The organism is Pedobacter vanadiisoli (assembly GCF_042684385.1).
GTDB classification, from domain to species: domain Bacteria; phylum Bacteroidota; class Bacteroidia; order Sphingobacteriales; family Sphingobacteriaceae; genus Pedobacter; species Pedobacter vanadiisoli.
This window is the reverse complement of record NZ_JBHULL010000008.1, coordinates 49716-65928: the sequence shown is the minus strand read 5'-3', so window position 1 is coordinate 65928 and position 16213 is coordinate 49716. Positions and strand designations below refer to the sequence as shown.

The 16213-nt window shown below is 38.8% G+C and carries 15 protein-coding genes; 8 read left to right on the top strand and 7 right to left on the bottom strand.

From position 1 onward, the window contains the following. Positions 1-17 precede the first annotated feature (17 nt). The 4 genes from ACFSR6_RS08965 to ACFSR6_RS08950 form a co-directional block, all read right to left on the bottom strand. Positions 18-3749 (bottom strand): sensor histidine kinase, encoded by a 3732-nt coding sequence (locus ACFSR6_RS08965; RefSeq protein WP_379077850.1) that lies wholly within the window; start codon positions 3747-3749, stop codon positions 18-20. A 173-nt stretch (positions 3750-3922) separates the two neighbouring features. Further along, the gene (gene fabD / locus ACFSR6_RS08960; protein WP_379077847.1) at positions 3923-4804 is read right to left on the bottom strand and encodes an ACP S-malonyltransferase; all 882 of its coding nucleotides are present in this window, start codon (positions 4802-4804) and stop codon (positions 3923-3925) included. Positions 4805-4914: 110 nt separating this feature from the next. Beyond that, on the bottom strand, positions 4915-5550 hold the full coding sequence (gene folE / locus ACFSR6_RS08955; RefSeq protein ID WP_379077844.1) for a GTP cyclohydrolase I FolE: 636 nt from the start codon (positions 5548-5550) through the stop codon (positions 4915-4917). Between the two features lie 11 nt (positions 5551-5561). Then, positions 5562-5972 carry a 6-pyruvoyl trahydropterin synthase family protein gene (locus ACFSR6_RS08950; protein WP_379077842.1) on the bottom strand — a complete coding sequence of 137 codons (411 nt, stop codon included), beginning with the start codon at positions 5970-5972 and terminating at the stop codon, positions 5562-5564. 111 nt (positions 5973-6083) lie between these two features. On the opposite strand from ACFSR6_RS08950, the gene mqnB reads away from it, so the two are divergent. After that, on the top strand, positions 6084-6707 hold the full coding sequence (mqnB, locus tag ACFSR6_RS08945; RefSeq protein ID WP_379077839.1) for a futalosine hydrolase: 624 nt from the start codon (positions 6084-6086) through the stop codon (positions 6705-6707). 118 nt (positions 6708-6825) lie between these two features. Beyond that, positions 6826-7674 (top strand): menaquinone biosynthesis family protein, encoded by an 849-nt coding sequence (locus ACFSR6_RS08940; protein ID WP_379077837.1) that lies wholly within the window; start codon positions 6826-6828, stop codon positions 7672-7674. Between the two features lie 97 nt (positions 7675-7771). Here ACFSR6_RS08940 and ACFSR6_RS08935 read toward each other — a convergent pair whose 3' ends face one another. The 3 genes from ACFSR6_RS08935 to ACFSR6_RS08925 form a co-directional block, all read right to left on the bottom strand. Then, on the bottom strand, positions 7772-8467 hold the full coding sequence (locus tag ACFSR6_RS08935) for a response regulator transcription factor (protein ID WP_379077834.1): 696 nt from the start codon (positions 8465-8467) through the stop codon (positions 7772-7774). A gap of 154 nt (positions 8468-8621) precedes the next feature. Further along, positions 8622-10442, bottom strand: coding sequence for a sensor histidine kinase (locus ACFSR6_RS08930; RefSeq protein ID WP_379077831.1), 1821 nt, complete (start codon positions 10440-10442; stop codon positions 8622-8624). Between the two features lie 247 nt (positions 10443-10689). Then, positions 10690-11055, bottom strand: coding sequence for a DUF3127 domain-containing protein (locus ACFSR6_RS08925; RefSeq protein ID WP_379077828.1), 366 nt, complete (start codon positions 11053-11055; stop codon positions 10690-10692). 71 nt (positions 11056-11126) lie between these two features. Here ACFSR6_RS08925 and ACFSR6_RS08920 point away from each other — a divergent pair, with 71 nt between their 5' ends. From ACFSR6_RS08920 to ACFSR6_RS08895, 6 genes are all read left to right on the top strand, one after another. Continuing rightward, positions 11127-12305, top strand: coding sequence for a THUMP domain-containing class I SAM-dependent RNA methyltransferase (locus tag ACFSR6_RS08920; RefSeq protein ID WP_379078734.1), 1179 nt, complete (start codon positions 11127-11129; stop codon positions 12303-12305). Positions 12306-12372: 67 nt separating this feature from the next. Continuing rightward, positions 12373-12867, top strand: a complete 495-nt coding sequence (locus ACFSR6_RS08915; protein ID WP_379077825.1) for a hypothetical protein — start codon at positions 12373-12375, stop codon at positions 12865-12867. A gap of 284 nt (positions 12868-13151) precedes the next feature. Beyond that, entirely contained in the window at positions 13152-13430 is a 279-nt protein-coding gene (locus ACFSR6_RS08910) for a helix-turn-helix domain-containing protein (protein ID WP_379077822.1), read from the top strand. A 69-nt stretch (positions 13431-13499) separates the two neighbouring features. Beyond that, a complete protein-coding gene (locus ACFSR6_RS08905; protein ID WP_379077819.1) occupies positions 13500-14144 on the top strand; it encodes an HD domain-containing protein in 645 nt (214 codons plus the stop codon). 84 nt (positions 14145-14228) lie between these two features. Further along, positions 14229-14759 carry a hypothetical protein gene (locus ACFSR6_RS08900; RefSeq protein ID WP_379077817.1) on the top strand — a complete coding sequence of 177 codons (531 nt, stop codon included), beginning with the start codon at positions 14229-14231 and terminating at the stop codon, positions 14757-14759. Positions 14760-14850: 91 nt separating this feature from the next. After that, entirely contained in the window at positions 14851-16107 is a 1257-nt protein-coding gene (locus tag ACFSR6_RS08895) for a putative DNA modification/repair radical SAM protein (protein ID WP_379077814.1), read from the top strand. The last annotated feature ends 106 nt before the right edge of the window (positions 16108-16213 follow it).

The window sequence follows — 16213 nt, the reverse complement described above, 5'->3', positions numbered from 1 at the left end:
AATCTCATTTATTTCTTTTAGGCCAACGGAAAACTTAAGTAAAAAGTTGTTCCTAAACCTGTTATAGAGGTAAACTTAACCGTTCCGCCTGCATTTTCTACCGCTTGCTTAACAAAAGCAAGGCCTAAACCTGTTCCGGAGGTTTTGGTAGTAAAATTGGGCACAAAAATCTTATCGTGCAGTGCAGGAGGAATGCCTTTTCCATTATCTTTAATTTCAATATACGCGTTCCGGAGATCTACATACACCACAATGGTGATGCAACACAACGATTCCTCGTCAATAGCTTCTATCGCATTTTTAAGCAGGTTGTTAAAAGTCCTCAGCAATTGATCGTGATCGGCCATAATTTCAACTTCACCTGCGCTTTTATCGATGATATCGATGGTCACATTTTCTGTACTTTTAAACACCTCTCTTGCCCGTTCGATAACCGGAAGCAAAGCAAGCCTTTCCAAATTGGTATCGGGCATTTTAGCAAAGTTCGAGAACTCGGAAGCAATTTTCGACAAGCTATCAATCTGTTCGATAAATGATTTACTGAATTTATTAAACTTCAGTTCAAAATTTGGATCTTTCTCTTTCCACGACTTCTCTAATAACTGAACACCCAATTTTAAAGGTGTTAACGGATTCTTGATTTCGTGGGCAACCTGCTTTGCCATTTCACGCCAGGCACTCTCCCGTTCAGATCTGGCCAGTTTAAGGGCACTGGCCTCTAAAGCCGAAATCATATTGTTGTACTCTTTAATCAAAGAACCGATTTCATCATGCCTGCGCCATACTATAGGCTCATTTTTTTGCCCTATTTTGGTTTTACTGATACTTTCCTGGATAAAGGTTAACGGACTGGTGATCTGATTGGCTAAAAAAACGGCCAATACTCCGATTGCCACAAAAACAAGCGCATAGATATTGATCAGGTTACTCACAAAAAGGGCAATCTTATCGGTATATTCTTCTTCATTCGAATAGTTCGGAAGGCCAATATAGGCAATGGTTTTATTCTGCGCATTCCTGATAGGGGCATACGCGGCAGCATAGGTTAAATTACCTATCTTTTCTTTCGGGTTGATGTATTCTGACCGGTGAAGGCTACTTAAAGATAAATAAGCCAAAGGCCCCATTTTTTTCCCTATAATTTTATAATTATAAAGCTTAGGGTAAGTGGTCATGATCAGATTACCGCTCAAATCATATAAATTCAGATCAGCGTTATTAATATCAGCAAAATTGTTAAAATCAGCTATGGCATTTTCATCATTCGAAATAGCCCCGTTACTGAACACCTGCTTTTCAAAATTTTGCTGAACCTTTCTGATCTTATCCTTCAGTATTGCATCCTGCTGCCCGCGATATTCAAGATCCATATAATAATAGGTTACCCAGCCCACAATGATCAGCGTAGCCACTACAGACAGTACAATAGAAACCTGGATCCTGGTTTTATACAGGATTTTATTGGCATTAATCATCAACGAACGGTTAATGCTAAACCAGCCTACCTTATCATCGTCGAGATTTTTGATCAACCAGATTAAACCATAAAGCACTAAAGAAAAAATAATGAATACCAAAAAGAAAAAAGATAGTGCTGCTAAACGTTCTATGTAATCAACCTTTGCCTTACTGATAATTACCATTTTACTATCAGAAGGCTTATAAATCATATGACTGTAATGTAATTTATCATCATTATTGATTACAAAATCGTCTTTTTTACCTTTATATATGCTTCCATCAAGAGGATAGGTATAATTTCCAGATTGATTAAGCAACTTATTATTACTGTAAAAAGCAATCGAATAACCTTTAAAATCTTCCTCTTTTGCCAGTTTCTGATCACCTAAAAGATCAGGCAGGCGGTTATTATAATTGTAGGGCTTAGAGCGCAGTTCGATTACAAGTGTACCAAGCAGATTACCTTGGTCTACCATCGAAATAATTCCAAAATAATCCTGATAACCAAAAGTATTGTTAACCTGATAGAAAAAATTAGACCCGTCTATCTTAACAGAACCCGCTTCCACCAGCTTTTTATATTTATCGATAGGCGGGCTATCGGCATTGCCCATAATTTTTCCCAATCTATCGTATGGATAGATCTGGTAGTCGTAGCGGCTCAGATAACCATCCAGATAGTCTTTCAGGTGGTTTTTAAGAACCATGTAATTCGTCGTTTTATTTTGTTTAAAATACCTTGACAAAAAATCATCATTGACAATTTCATTGCCCAGGGTACCCAGGGCAATAATTGCATTTAAATCTTCCGACGATTGTATTTTACGGGCCAATGGCTCGCGCAGGCTACGCTCCTTAATATCTTTATATCTTGTATATTTAATGGAGGTATTAAAAGCAAGACAGAAAAAAACAATAGCAAACAAGCCGATTGAAAAGTGTTTTTCTTCGAGATATACCGCCCTGGCAACAATAAACAATACCAGTGCAAAAACAATAAAGAATGCATTAAAGTCGACAAAGAGCTTATAGGCAAAAACCCCGGCAAAGCCAATCAGGAAGATAATGATCCTTTCTTTATTGCTTACATTGAGCTGGCGGCTTACCGTGGCCGAAATTACGGTGATCAGGTAAATCTGAAACCAGGCCAGGCACAAAATCACAATCCCCACCCAACTGGTACCACTCAATTTTAGGATGTTTACAATGTCGAAATTAATTTTCGAGTTAAAAATCAACCCGAAAAAAATATCGTCAGTATCCCATACAATCTTGCCGATAAGTACCATTAACGATGCCTGAATAATGAGGCCTACAACCTTATTGCGCTTAATCCATGACGGAAATCTGTATTGCTCTTTATGGTTGTACATAAAAAGCAGCAGCCAGGTAATTACGATAACATTCAGCAGGAAGTCGCCTAATGAGGGCATCAGAAAGCTATCTGCATATATCTTGGGATCGAAAAGATCTAAAATAAACCGGTGATTAAACCAGCCATAATATAAATCGGATAAGCGGAAGGCAAGAAAGAAAAAGAGCAGCAGGAAGGTGCCCCAGGCAATATGTCCGCGGCGGGCAATGAGCGAGCTCAGCGAATTAAAAAACATACAGATACACAACATCCCGGCTACAAACAACCATAACTGCGTACCTGAATAATAGGTTTCGGCATAACCCTGCTTTACCTTAAGCCCGAACAAAAATTTATTATCCAGGCCTTTTATTACATATACATCCTTATCAGTAAAGGAAGCAAATGTTAATAATTTCGTAGAGGATAAAATCGGGTCGATATCATTTTTAAAGTATTGTGTTTCTTTAAAAGGATACTGCGATTGAATGGATATCAGGAAAATAAGACTGAAATTACCCTGTGTACTTTTAATTACTTCATACCAACCGTTAGCAAAAAACAATACCGAACTACCCTCTTTAATGGTATTTGGATCTACATCCGAAATCTTAATGGTGCTCCAGTATTTAAGCTCGCCGTTTTCGAAAGTTAAAAGATTTACGCCATTAGTGTCCCTGTAGCTTTTAATAAAATCGATCCCGCTTTTAGGATTGATGTGAAACTGCTTGGCGCTGGCCACTTGTTTTTTATCGGCCAAAAAGGCCTGCACCAGTCTTTCTTTAGCTAAAAGATTCTGCTGAATCTTTTCAGCATCGTGTTCGAGCAATTCGCTTTTGGTGGTAAACCGGCTCAGCGAAATAGACGTTACCATGAGGCAACAGCCCAAAACGAGCAATAGAAACCTAATTTTTACACCAAAGCTCATTTTCATCCGGGTACTTGTATTTTCATAGATAAGAAAACCCCAATCACTTATACATTACAACATTATGTATTTTAAAGTGATGAAGATCCATTTACCGATAAAGATATTAAATCTTGATAAAAAGCAACGCCATAAACTTAAGGCTTATGGCGTTGTCATTGTTATATTTATTAAATAAATTAAGCTATAGCAGCACTGCTGGTTTGCACCTCGCGGCTTACTTTTTTAACCAGGCCCTGTAATACATTACCCGGTCCTACTTCAACAAATTCAGTTGCACCATCAGCAAGCATATTACCCACTGTCTGTGTCCAACGTACAGCCCCCGTTAATTGTTTGATCAAATTCGATTTAATTTCAGCCGGATCTGTATAAGGTTTTGCATCAACATTCTGATAAACCGGACATATTGGAGCCGAAATAGCGGTGGCTTCAATAGCAGCCTGAAGTTCGATTTTTGCTGGTTCCATTAAAGGCGAGTGGAATGCCCCCCCTACATTTAATTTTAATGCTCTTTTTGCTCCGGCTTCGGTTAATTTGGCACAAGCCAGGTCAATGCCTTCAATGCTTCCAGAAATAACCAATTGCCCCGGACAGTTGTAATTAGCCGGCACCACTACCGCATCAACCTCAGCACAGATTTTTTCTACCACATCGTCAGCCAGTCCTAAAATGGCTGCCATTGTTGAGGGTTGTGCTTCACAGGCTTTCTGCATGGCATTTGCACGGGCAATTACCAATCTTAATCCATCTTCAAAACTTAATGCATTTGCCGCCACTAAAGCCGAAAATTCGCCTAAGGAGTGACCTGCAACCATATCAGGTTTAAAATTATCGCCCAAAACTTTGGCCAAAATAACCGAATGCAAAAAAATTGCAGGTTGGGTTACATTGGTTTGTTTAAGCTCTTCATCTGTTCCACCGAACATAATGTCGCTGATGCGAAAACCAATTATCTCATTGGCTTTTTCAAATAGTGCTGCAGCTTCAGGGTTCTCATAAAGGTCTTTACCCATGCCTACAAACTGTGCTCCCTGTCCGGGAAAAATATATGCTTTCATTATAATTAGTCTGGCGTACCGGGTCTGGTGCTTAGCATGCTATCTGGCTGGCTGCCCGCCCTGGTACTTTTTACTTGATATTACTTTTTCTTAATGATACTTGGTACCAATTAGTCTAAACTCGCGGTAATTAACCTTAAAAATTCTGCTCTTGTTTTATCGTTACTTAAAAAAGTTCCGGTAAAGGCTGATGTGGTGGTAACCGAGTTTTGTTTTTGCACACCACGCATAGCCATGCATAAGTGCCTGCATTCCATTACCACTGCAACGCCCATCGGGCTAAGGGTATTTTGGATACAATCCCTAATTTCGTTTGTTAAACGCTCCTGTACCTGTAAACGGCGGGCAAAAGCATCAACTACGCGTGGAATTTTACTTAAACCCACAATATGTCCGTTCGGGATGTAGGCAATGTGTGCTTTACCGAAAAACGGCAGCATATGGTGTTCGCACATCGAGTATACTTCAATATCCTTAACCACAACCATTTGGCTGTAATCTTCTTCAAACATTGCACCTTTCAGAATCTCATCAGGTTTTAAATCATACCCATGTGTTAAGTATTGCAGAGCCTTAGCCACGCGCTCAGGTGTTTTTAATAAACCTTCGCGTTCCGGATTTTCGCCTAACTGGCCAAGAATATCTTTATAATGTGTAGCTACAGCTTCAATTTTATCTTCGTTGTAACGGTCTATTTTTACGTAACCGTCTCTCGATTCGCCTTTCAATACGTCTTTATCGCTCATTAATTCAGGTTTTAACCAAAGTATTCAACAAAATTATTTTCGGTTTCGTAGATTTTTACGCAATGTAAAACTGCACCGCTCTCTGCAATCGGGGCCCAAAGCTGTTTCCAGATTTCGATAGCCAGGTTTTCAGTCGAAGCCAGTTTGCCTTTCATAAAATCTACATCAAGATTTAGATTTTTATGATCAACCTTATCTACCACATAATCATTCATTATGTCTTTCAGCCATTTCAAATCAACAAGAAAACCTGTTTCCGGATTCACTTCGCCTTTAACGGTAACATATAACCAATAGTTATGGCCATGCCAGTTGGGGTTGGCACATTTACCATAAACCTCATTGTTTTTATCATCATCCCAATCGGTACGGGCCAGTTTATGTGCCGCGTTAAATGATGCTTTTCTCGTTATGTAAATCATTACTATAAAATAAAATGCAAATATACGGATAAAGGTTCAAGCTTAAAGACTAAAGACCAAAGCTTACATAAAACCTAAATTTTAATAAAAACAATCTGCTAACTTTACTTTATGAAAACTTTAGTTGTTGCCGCTACAAAAGCCGAACTTACCTTCTTTTACCAGCACTTTAATTTACCGGACGGAGATTTTGTAGAAAGTAAAAATTTCGACCTGCTCATTTCCGGAGTTGGAATGGTAGCAACAGCCTTTGCCCTGGGCAAATATCTTTCGCCTAAATACAGTCTGGTGCTAAATTTAGGCATCGCAGGTTCTTTCGACAGGAGTATTCCACTAGGTACGGTATTGAACATTACCGATGATACTTTTGCTGAGCTTGGTGCAGAAAATGGAGATGAGTTCCTGACCATAACCGACCTGGGCTTTGGAGAAAACCATTATACCGCTAAAACGCAAAGAAAAATAGAACTACCTCTTGCTAAAGGCATTACAGTGAACCGCGTAACCGGAAGCGAAAAAAGCATTCAAACACTAATGAAAAGGTTAAACCCAACAACCGAAAGTATGGAGGGGGCAGCTGTTTTTTATGCCAGCAAACAGTTAAATATAGATTGCTTACAGGTCAGAAGTATATCCAATTATGTAGAACCAAGAAATAAAGAAAATTGGAAAATTGGTCTGGCTATTAAAAACTTAAATGATTGGGCCATTGCTTTTGTTGGAGAAATGAACTGATTATGACCGATTAGTTTACTGCAGTACTTAATTTTGATTTATGAACCCGACACAATTAAAATAATTATTTTAATTGTCAAAGGCTCCATCTGACAACTGAAAACAAAAAAATAAATAGATGAAACTAACACTTGGATTTTCTCCCTGCCCCAACGATACATTTATTTTCGATGCGCTGATTCACCATAAAATTGATACGGAAGGACTGGAATTTGAGGTTTATTACGATGATGTAGAAACTTTAAATCAAAAGGCCCTTAAGGGCCAGCTGGATATCACAAAGTTAAGTTTTCATGCCTTTGCCTACGTAGCCAACCAATATGCTTTACTGGATGCAGGAAGTGCGCTGGGCTTTGGTGTTGGCCCGTTATTAATCAGCAAAAATCATTTTGAAGGTCCGGCTGACCCTCAGCTTCAAACGGCCAACTCTAACCTCAAAATTGGTATACCAGGAAAGTATACTACCGCAAATTTCTTGCTGGGAGTTGCTTATCCACACTTACAAAACAAACAGGAATTGGTTTTCTCCGAAATTGAATCGGCACTGCTTAATGAAGAGATTGACCTGGGGCTCATCATCCACGAAAACAGGTTTACCTACCAGGATAAAGGCTTACTAAAGATTGTCGATCTTGGCGACTATTGGGAGAAACTAACAGGTTGTGCCATTCCGCTGGGCGGGATCGTAATCAACCGGAATTTGAGTCGTGAGGTACAGTTAAAAGTAAACCGATTGGTCCGTCAATCAGTAGAGTTTGCTTTTGCACATCCAAAATCTGGTATCGATTTTATCCGCCAGCATGCACAGGCTATGGAAGAAAGCGTAATGTACAAGCACATCGAACTATACGTAAATAAATATAGCATAAACCTTGGCCATGAGGGCCGTAAAGCGGTTGATACGCTGTTTAAACTGGCACAGGAAAGGAACATCATTCCAACCATACAGGAAAATCTGTATATTTAAGAGGGTTGAAAAGTTATAAGGTTTAATGTTCGAAAGTTGATTTTGGCACCCCAAATATTTTAACTTTACCACAACATTCCAACCTTTAACACCAGATCTAACTTACCAGCAGCTTATAGCCTTTTCCATGCACATTAATGATTTCTACTGCCGGATCGGCCTTAAGGTATTTACGCAACTTACTTAAAAACACATCCATACTCCGTCCGTTAAAATAATTATCATCATGCCAGATACTTAACAAAGCCTCTTCGCGGGTTAAAACAGTATTCTTTTTCAAACACAACAAACGCAACAGCTCGGCCTCTTTGGTAGAAAGTTTTTGCTGGTGATCGTTATCGGTAATAATCTGGGTAGTATAATCGAAATGATATTGGCCGATGGAAAACTGCGTTTCGGCAGTCTCATCACCTTTATCTGTTTTATTGGCTACCCGCTTAAACATTGCATTGATACGCAGTAAAAGCTCTTCGATGCGGAAAGGCTTGGTAATGTAATCATCTCCCCCCAAATCGTAGGCCGCAGCTTTATCTTCAAGCATGGTTTTGGCTGTTGCAAAAATAATTGGCACGTGTGCATTAACTTTCCTAATGTCTTTACCTAAGGTAAATCCATCTTTTTTGGGCATCATTACATCCAGAATACATAAATCGAAACTTTGCTTTCCAAAAGCCCGTAATCCCTCCTCGCCGTCAGTGCACAGCACAACATCAAATTTACCTTTTAACTGTAAATAGTCCTGTAATAATAAACCTAAGTTTGGATCGTCTTCTACCAAAAGTATTTTCTTCATTTTCTTAATTTTATTCACATGTGTAGTGTTACCTACTTTGAAAGTTTGATTCGAAATCGGCCTAACAGTTTAATCTCTACATCACTTTAAATTAATGCGCCAGCTATAAGTAAATTAAAGCTGTTCCGTTTTAATGTACCCATGGTTAACAGCATTATAAAGGTAAACATATTTCGAACGTGGTTCCCTTATCTTTTTCGCTACTTACCTTAACTGTTCCATTCAATTTTTTAATCACATCCTGAACGTAATTTAAACCTAAACCAAAGCCTTTAACATCGTGCAAATTACCTGTTGGCACCCTATAAAACTGATCGAAAATCCGTTTAGATTGCTCCTTGGTCATACCAATGCCCTTATCGGCTATTTCGATAATTAAATTTTTGGCGGTATTACGGGTGGTAATGGTAATCTCAGGGGTATTGCTGCTGTATTTGTTTGCATTATCGATGAGGTTGTAGATTACATTGGAGAGATGCAGCTCATCGCCATATACAACAGCATGCTCTGCATCGGTATTTACGTTAATAATGGCATTTCTTTTCTGTAACTGCAACTCCATGCTATCCAATACAATGACGATCAAATCGTTTACATCTACTTCGGCATTCTCCATTTTAAGCTCGCCTTTTTCTAAGCGTGCTATACTTAAAACACGCTCGATATGACTCCCCAGGCGAACATTTTCATCATAGATAATCCCTGCCAAACGTTTTAACCGGGCTTTATCTTCTGTTACTTCCGGATCTTTTAAAGCTTCGCTGGCAATCATAATGGTGGCTACAGGTGTTTTAAACTCATGTGTCATGTTATTGATGAAATCTGTTTTCATTTCCGATAGCTTTTTCTGCTTCAAAATAGCATAAAGCGTATAGGAAAAAATAAAAACAAGTACCAGTAACAGACCAATTGATGATGCAAGCGTTGCACTGAGGTTGGATATAATAGCTGAATTTTTATTCGGGAAACTAACAAAAAGCATTCCTGGATCGCGAAAGATATCGTTTCCGAATAAAGGTGTTTTATAGGTGTTTTCAGGCAAAAACTCTCCTTTTATATTAGATGCTGCCATAAAAATGGTCGAATCTTTTCTGGCTAACGAAATGCGGTAAGAGGGCTTCAGTGTAATGTTATTGGCCAGGAGTTCCTGCTTTAGCAATGTGCCCAAAGAACTAAAATTAATCCGTTTATAGATCGGCACATTGGTTTCCTGCAATTCCTTTGATACGTCTTCTACCATGCTTAAACGATTGTAAGAGAAAGTATCTTTTCCTAAGGCAGCGATTTTAAGCTCCAGCTTTTTGCGTGCAATTTCATCATCACGCTTAAATTTCTTATCTAAATCTGTCGGGATTTTCGGCACATTGGCAAAACCCGGACTACCATCTCTCGGATCGAAAACCAAATACCTCAAGGTATCGGGTAAATTTTGTAAACTTTTAAATTCAAATGTCTTTGGCGGGGCAGAAAAAGGCTTGGTACGCATGCTGTAGCCTTTCAAGATCAGGCTTTTGATATCAATAAAAGCATCCATCTGCAGATCCAGCTTATCCCCGTTTTTCGATGTTAAAGAGGTATATTCTCTTTCCGAAATCACATTTGGTGCGCGGTACGATACCCTGATAATACTATCCTGCTGGTTCAGGTAAGCCTCAATTTGGTTTTCCCTTTCGGCCTGCCGCAATTCGGCTTCCTGCATATACTGCTGCCTCAGCTCTTTAATATCGAGCGCACGCTGCCTGGAATCCTGGATTTGTTTCAGTTTATTTTCAGCATCCTTGCGGGTTAGATGATCGGCAACATTTCTGCGCTGGATTTTATTCACCACGGTAGAAAGTGTCTGGTTTACCTGTTCATCAAAGAGCTGGGATTTTAGTTTGTACGATTCCCGGATGTAATACAGCTGCATTACAAAAACACCAAGTAAAGCCACCGTCATTAAAACGGTAATTAACCAAAAACTCTTTTTCTTCATGAACTAGATTGGTTTTAAAGCTAAAAAAACCAGGGCATAATCTTCTTAAATCTAAACAGATATCAAAAATACTGATTAGCTAAGCGAAGTGTTTGTTTTTAACATATTTTAACAGCGCTGAGAAGACTTTCGAAGTTTTCGCGAGCACGGGCCTGGTAAACTTCGGAAGTCTGGTGCAGGCAAAAAAAATGCCGGAGCAAAAGCCCCGGCATGGTTCAAAATTGTTTGCTTAAAAAAGATTCTTTATTTAAAAAGGCAAATCATCATCTTCACCTGGTGCATTGCTTACATCAACAGGGGCTGCATAAGCCGGCGTAGCTGCCGGAGCGCCTGCTGCAACTGCATTGATACGCCAAATTACCAAGCTGTTAAAATATGATGTTTTACCTTGTTTATCTGTCCAAGGGCGACCACGTAAATTAAAGAAAACCTCAACCTCATCGCCAGCTTTAAATGTATCTAATAATGCAGTTTTATCCTGTAAAGCCTCAAAACGGATATATTCTGGGTAAGTTGGATTTTCTGCATATTCTACTATTAAATCACGTTTTTTAAACGTTTCACTTACTTGCTGCGTGGCACCTACTTCGTGTACTTTTCCTTTAATTTCCATATCTAATACTACTTAATGTACTATAAACATCAAATCTCTATAATTTTATTGATAACTTCGCATATATTATGATGCAAGTTTTCCACAATAAAAGCAAGGTAATTATTACCTGCAACAAGCGCCTTTCGCCTTACTTACAAGAAGAGGTTAAGGCTTTAGGTTATGTTATCGAGCGGTCTTTTGCAACGGGTGTTGAACTCAATATCACCCTTAAAGAGTGCATTAAACTAAATTTGAACTTGCGCTGTGCCAGCCAGATCCTGTATGCCGTAAAAAGTTTCAAAGCCGTTACGCCTGACGATTTATACAAAGAAATTAAAGCCATTGAGTGGGAAGAACTGATCGATTTTTCGGGTTATTTCTCCGTAACCTCTAATGTTGATAACCCAAATATTACCACACCGCTTTTTGCAAACTTAAAAGTAAAGGATGCAATTGTTGACCGCATAAAAGAGAAAAAAGGTATCCGCCCTAACTCTGGTTCGGATGCAAATAAAACGGTAGTGCATTTATACTGGAAAGATACCGATGCCGATGTTTTTATGGATACTTCGGGCGAAACCCTTGCCAAGCACGGTTACCGTAAAATACCCGGAAAAGCACCTATGCTGGAGGCTCTGGCTGCCGGGGTTATTTTAGCAAGCAACTGGGATAGGAAATCGCCATTTATTAACCCCATGTGCGGATCGGGCACATTGGCTATCGAAGCGGCTTTGATTGCCACCAACCGTGCGCCCGGATTATATCGCATGAATTATGGTTTTATGCATATCCTAGGCTATAATGAAGAAGATTTTTTCGCCGAACGCAGAATTTTAAAAGACCAGGTAATTAAAAATATCGACCTTAAAATTATAGCTTCCGACCTATCAGAAGATGCGGTTGAAGTAACCCGCAGAAATGCTAAAACTGCTGGTGTTGATACTTTAATCGAATTTGAAGTGTGTGATTTTGAACTGACGCCGGTTCCGGAAAATGGCACGGGTGTTGTAGTATTTAACCCGGAGTATGGCGAACGTTTAGGGGTGCACAGCAAGCTGGAATTAACCTATAAACGCATGGGCGATTTTATGAAAACAAAATGTAAGGGCTATTCGGGGTATATTTTCACCGGAAACCCTGATCTTGCAAAGAAAATTGGATTAAAGGCCACTAAAAAAATTGAATTTTATAATGGTAAATTAGACTGTCGTTTACTGGAGTATGAATTATATGATGGATCTCGCCGGGCGCCATTGATTGATGCTTAGTCTTTTTCATTGAAAATTAATATATTACACTCTCTTACGTACCATAACGTAAAAAATTTTGAAGAATATGGAATTTGATGACATGGATCATATGCCCGAATGGGAGCATTTTAGCCGATTTGGCCGAGATGATGAGGATGAAGAAAACCTATCAAGTGTTGATGCCGAAAAGGTGAGGTTGAAAGTAACCAGGGCCAAAAGCCTGTATAACCAGGCAAGAGCCGTGTACAAATATGCTGCCCTGTTCTGCGAAACACTGGAAGGAGAACTGGCAGAAATGACCGCTAACTTAATTATGCAGAATGCCCTGATGTTATGTCCTAAAATTGTTGGGGCAGAAGGTGCAGACATGTATATTTTAAGAATGGAAAATGCATCTATTATCCGAACCAACTGCCGTGAATTGGAAACCCAGGTAAGAGCAGCAGATATGTTCGAAATCTGCACCCCGGAATATAAAGACATTGTTCTGGAAGAAATTGAAAAATTTCGCCTGCTCTTTATCGAATGGGTTAAGTATTTCGAAAAAGACGATTTTGAAGATGACTGGGGATTATATTAGCCCCTCGTAATTAATTTTTGCTTTTTTGCCTTCCCTTTCTATTATTAATTTAACCTCACGCCTCATGTTTCTAAATATCATCGCTCGTATCTCTTCTATTCAGCACAACACCACCACACCAACCAAACAGAACGCTTAAACATTTGGGTCGTTCCTTTGTTGTATTAAACAGTTCTTTCTGCTGTTTACATGATTCCTATTCGTGCTAAAATGTACCGTTTCAGAAATCTGTTAAAACATGATTTTCGTAAATACTTTAAGAACATTAAAATTTATCCCTTTTTATGGAAGATTTGGCATTAAAGACAAAGAATGTTGCCGGGAATATTAGAAAAATCAGAGAATACAGAGATTATACTCAAGATTACCTGGCAGCGAAACTAAAAATATCACAAAATGCTTATAGCAAAATTGAGCTTGGTTATAGTAAACTAACTGTCGACCGCTTATTTCAGATTGCAGCTATTTTAGAAGTTGAAGTGTCTCATTTACTAACGTTAAATCACAGTGATTTGATTAAAATCATTGTTGACGATGAAAAGAGGACAGCAACGGCCAGTTAAACGCCGCTGTGGATATCATTTTTTTATTCCTGCAGGTAATTCCAATAACTTTGGAAAAAATTCAATTTTATGCAGGCTACCATAGAAAAAACCATCGATTTTGTAAAAGAAACCTTAGCACATGCTGAGGCCGGCCATGATTGGTTTCATATCGAACGTGTTTTTAAAACGGCTCAAACCATTAATCAGCAAGAAAACGGTGATGAGCTTGTAATAGCCCTGGCCGCATTGCTGCATGATATTGCCGATCCTAAATTCAATAACGGTGATGAAGAACTGGGGCCTAACATGGCTGCTTCATTTTTAGCATCGATCGCTGTTGATGCTGAGGTTATAGCACATGTTAAGCTGATTATTCAAAACATGTCCTTCAAAAATAGTTTTGATTGCGCAGGCTTTACTTCAAAAGAAATGCAGATTGTACAGGATGCAGACCGTTTAGATGCTATTGGGGCTATTGGGATTGCTAGGGCATTTACCTATGGGGGATTCAAAAACAGGGTGCTTTACGATCCGGCTATTTTACCTGAAGCACACCTTAGCAAAGAAAGTTATAAAAATACCACAGCGCCTACCATTAACCATTTTTATGAAAAACTGCTCTTGCTGAAAGATATGATGAATACTGAAGCAGGAAAAGCAATAGCAGCAGAAAGACATAACTTTATGCTGCTATACCTGGAACATTTTTATAAAGAGTGGGAAGGCAAATAACCTGCAAAAAGCCTGTTTTAAAATACCTATTAATAAGTATTTCAGAACGGCACATAAGGATTTAACTTTAAAAAAATTATCCTTATGTATCCTTATAAACTAAAATACCATAAAAATAGTGTTTTGTTAATCGCGATGGTTGGCATTCCGGTATTATTCATTTCCTTAATGTTGTATTGTCTTTTTAGTTTACCATCATCGCTTTCCGAAACTTCCACTTTGATATTTGTTTCGCTGTCGATTATCTTAATGGCACTCTTTTTATTATGGATTACCAAAACGCAGATTTTTGTACAAAGCAAGGTCTCTATTAGCGAAAAAGGCATAAGTTTTAAATTAAAAAGTACTTCTCTCCTGTACAGAAGAACTGAATTTTTTTCTGACTGGGAAAATGTAACCAGCGTAATTGAAATGTTTGATAACCATAATGGAGGTTACTTTTATCAAATTACATTTAAAAATCCGGCTTTTGTGGCGAACTTTAGTGCACTTAAGAATCATGAAATAGAGGCCGATCGTTTCTTTTCTGAACTAATACATTATCAGGAAAGTTATAATATTGCACATCAACTGCCTTTGAGCAGAAAGTTGAGCCCCTCAAAAAGTTTTAGTTAAATACGATTATTCCAAAAACGAATAGATTAAGCAGTCTTGTTTTGCTAATATTTTTAGTTATTAAGCTATCTTTGTTAGTAAAACACTTTCTATGTCTGACCGTATTCGCGAAAAATTAAATATTCTTGCTGACGCCGCTAAATATGATGTTTCTTGTTCATCAAGCGGCGGCACAAGAAAAAACGATAATAAAGGTCTTGGAAACAGTCACGTTTCCGGTATCTGCCATACCTATACTGAAGATGGCAGATGTGTATCCTTGTTAAAAATCCTGCTGACCAATCACTGCATCTACGATTGTTTATTCTGTGTTTCGAGAAAAAGCAACGACATTAAACGTGCCGCTTTTACTGTTGATGAAGTGGTAGAACTGACCATGAATTTTTACCGGCGCAATTACATTGAAGGCCTGTTTTTAAGTTCAGGGATTTTTAAAAATGCCGATTTTACCATGGAACGGCTGCTCCTGGTGGTAAAAAAATTACGGTTAGAACAAAATTATAATGGTTATATTCACCTTAAAACCATTCCGGGGGCCAGCGATGAGCTGATTAAAGAGGCCGGGCTTTATGCCGACAGGATGAGTATTAATTTAGAAATGCCCACAGAGGCTGGCTTAAAACTCTTGGCTCCTGAAAAAAACCATGCCGATGTAATTAAACCCCTCGATTTTGTACAAAAACAAATTACCCAGTTTTCGGCCGATAAAAAACTGATCAAACACACCCCTAAATTTGTGCCTGCAGGACAAAGTACCCAAATGGTTATTGGCGCAACGCCTGAAAGCGATAAAGACATTATGTATACTGCCAATGCTTTTTACCAAAATTTTTCACTAAAAAGAGTTTATTATTCGGGCTATGTGCCCATTAGCAACGATAGCCGCATGCCTGTTTTAGGCACCCAGCTACCTTTGCTAAGAGAAAACCGTTTATACCAGACAGACTGGCTGATGCGCTTTTACGGCTTTAAGGTGCAGGAAATTTTGAACGATGCCAATCCCAATCTCGATGTAGATATCGACCCCAAATTAAGCTGGGCCATCCGCAACATGCAGCATTTCCCGGTTGATATTAACCAGGCAGATTATAAAATGATTTTGCGCATTCCAGGAATCGGGGTAATGTCAGCCCAGAAAATCGTACAGGCCCGCAAGTTTGGTAAACTGCGCGTCGATCAATTGAAGAAAATAGGTATCGCCTATAATAAAGCCAAGCACTTTATGGTTTGCGCCGATAGTCCATATCAGCTGAGAGATTACCAGGGCACTCAGATAAAGGCCTTTATCCTGGCCGAAAGCAAGAGCAAATATTTAAAAACGGATAATAACCAGATGCTTTTGTTTTAACGATGTTGTCATCCTGAACGCAGTGAAGGATCTTTTAACCTTGAGCGGTTTTGGGTTCTATCTTCATCGTTTGCGGATTCTTCACTGCGTTCAGAATGATAATTTA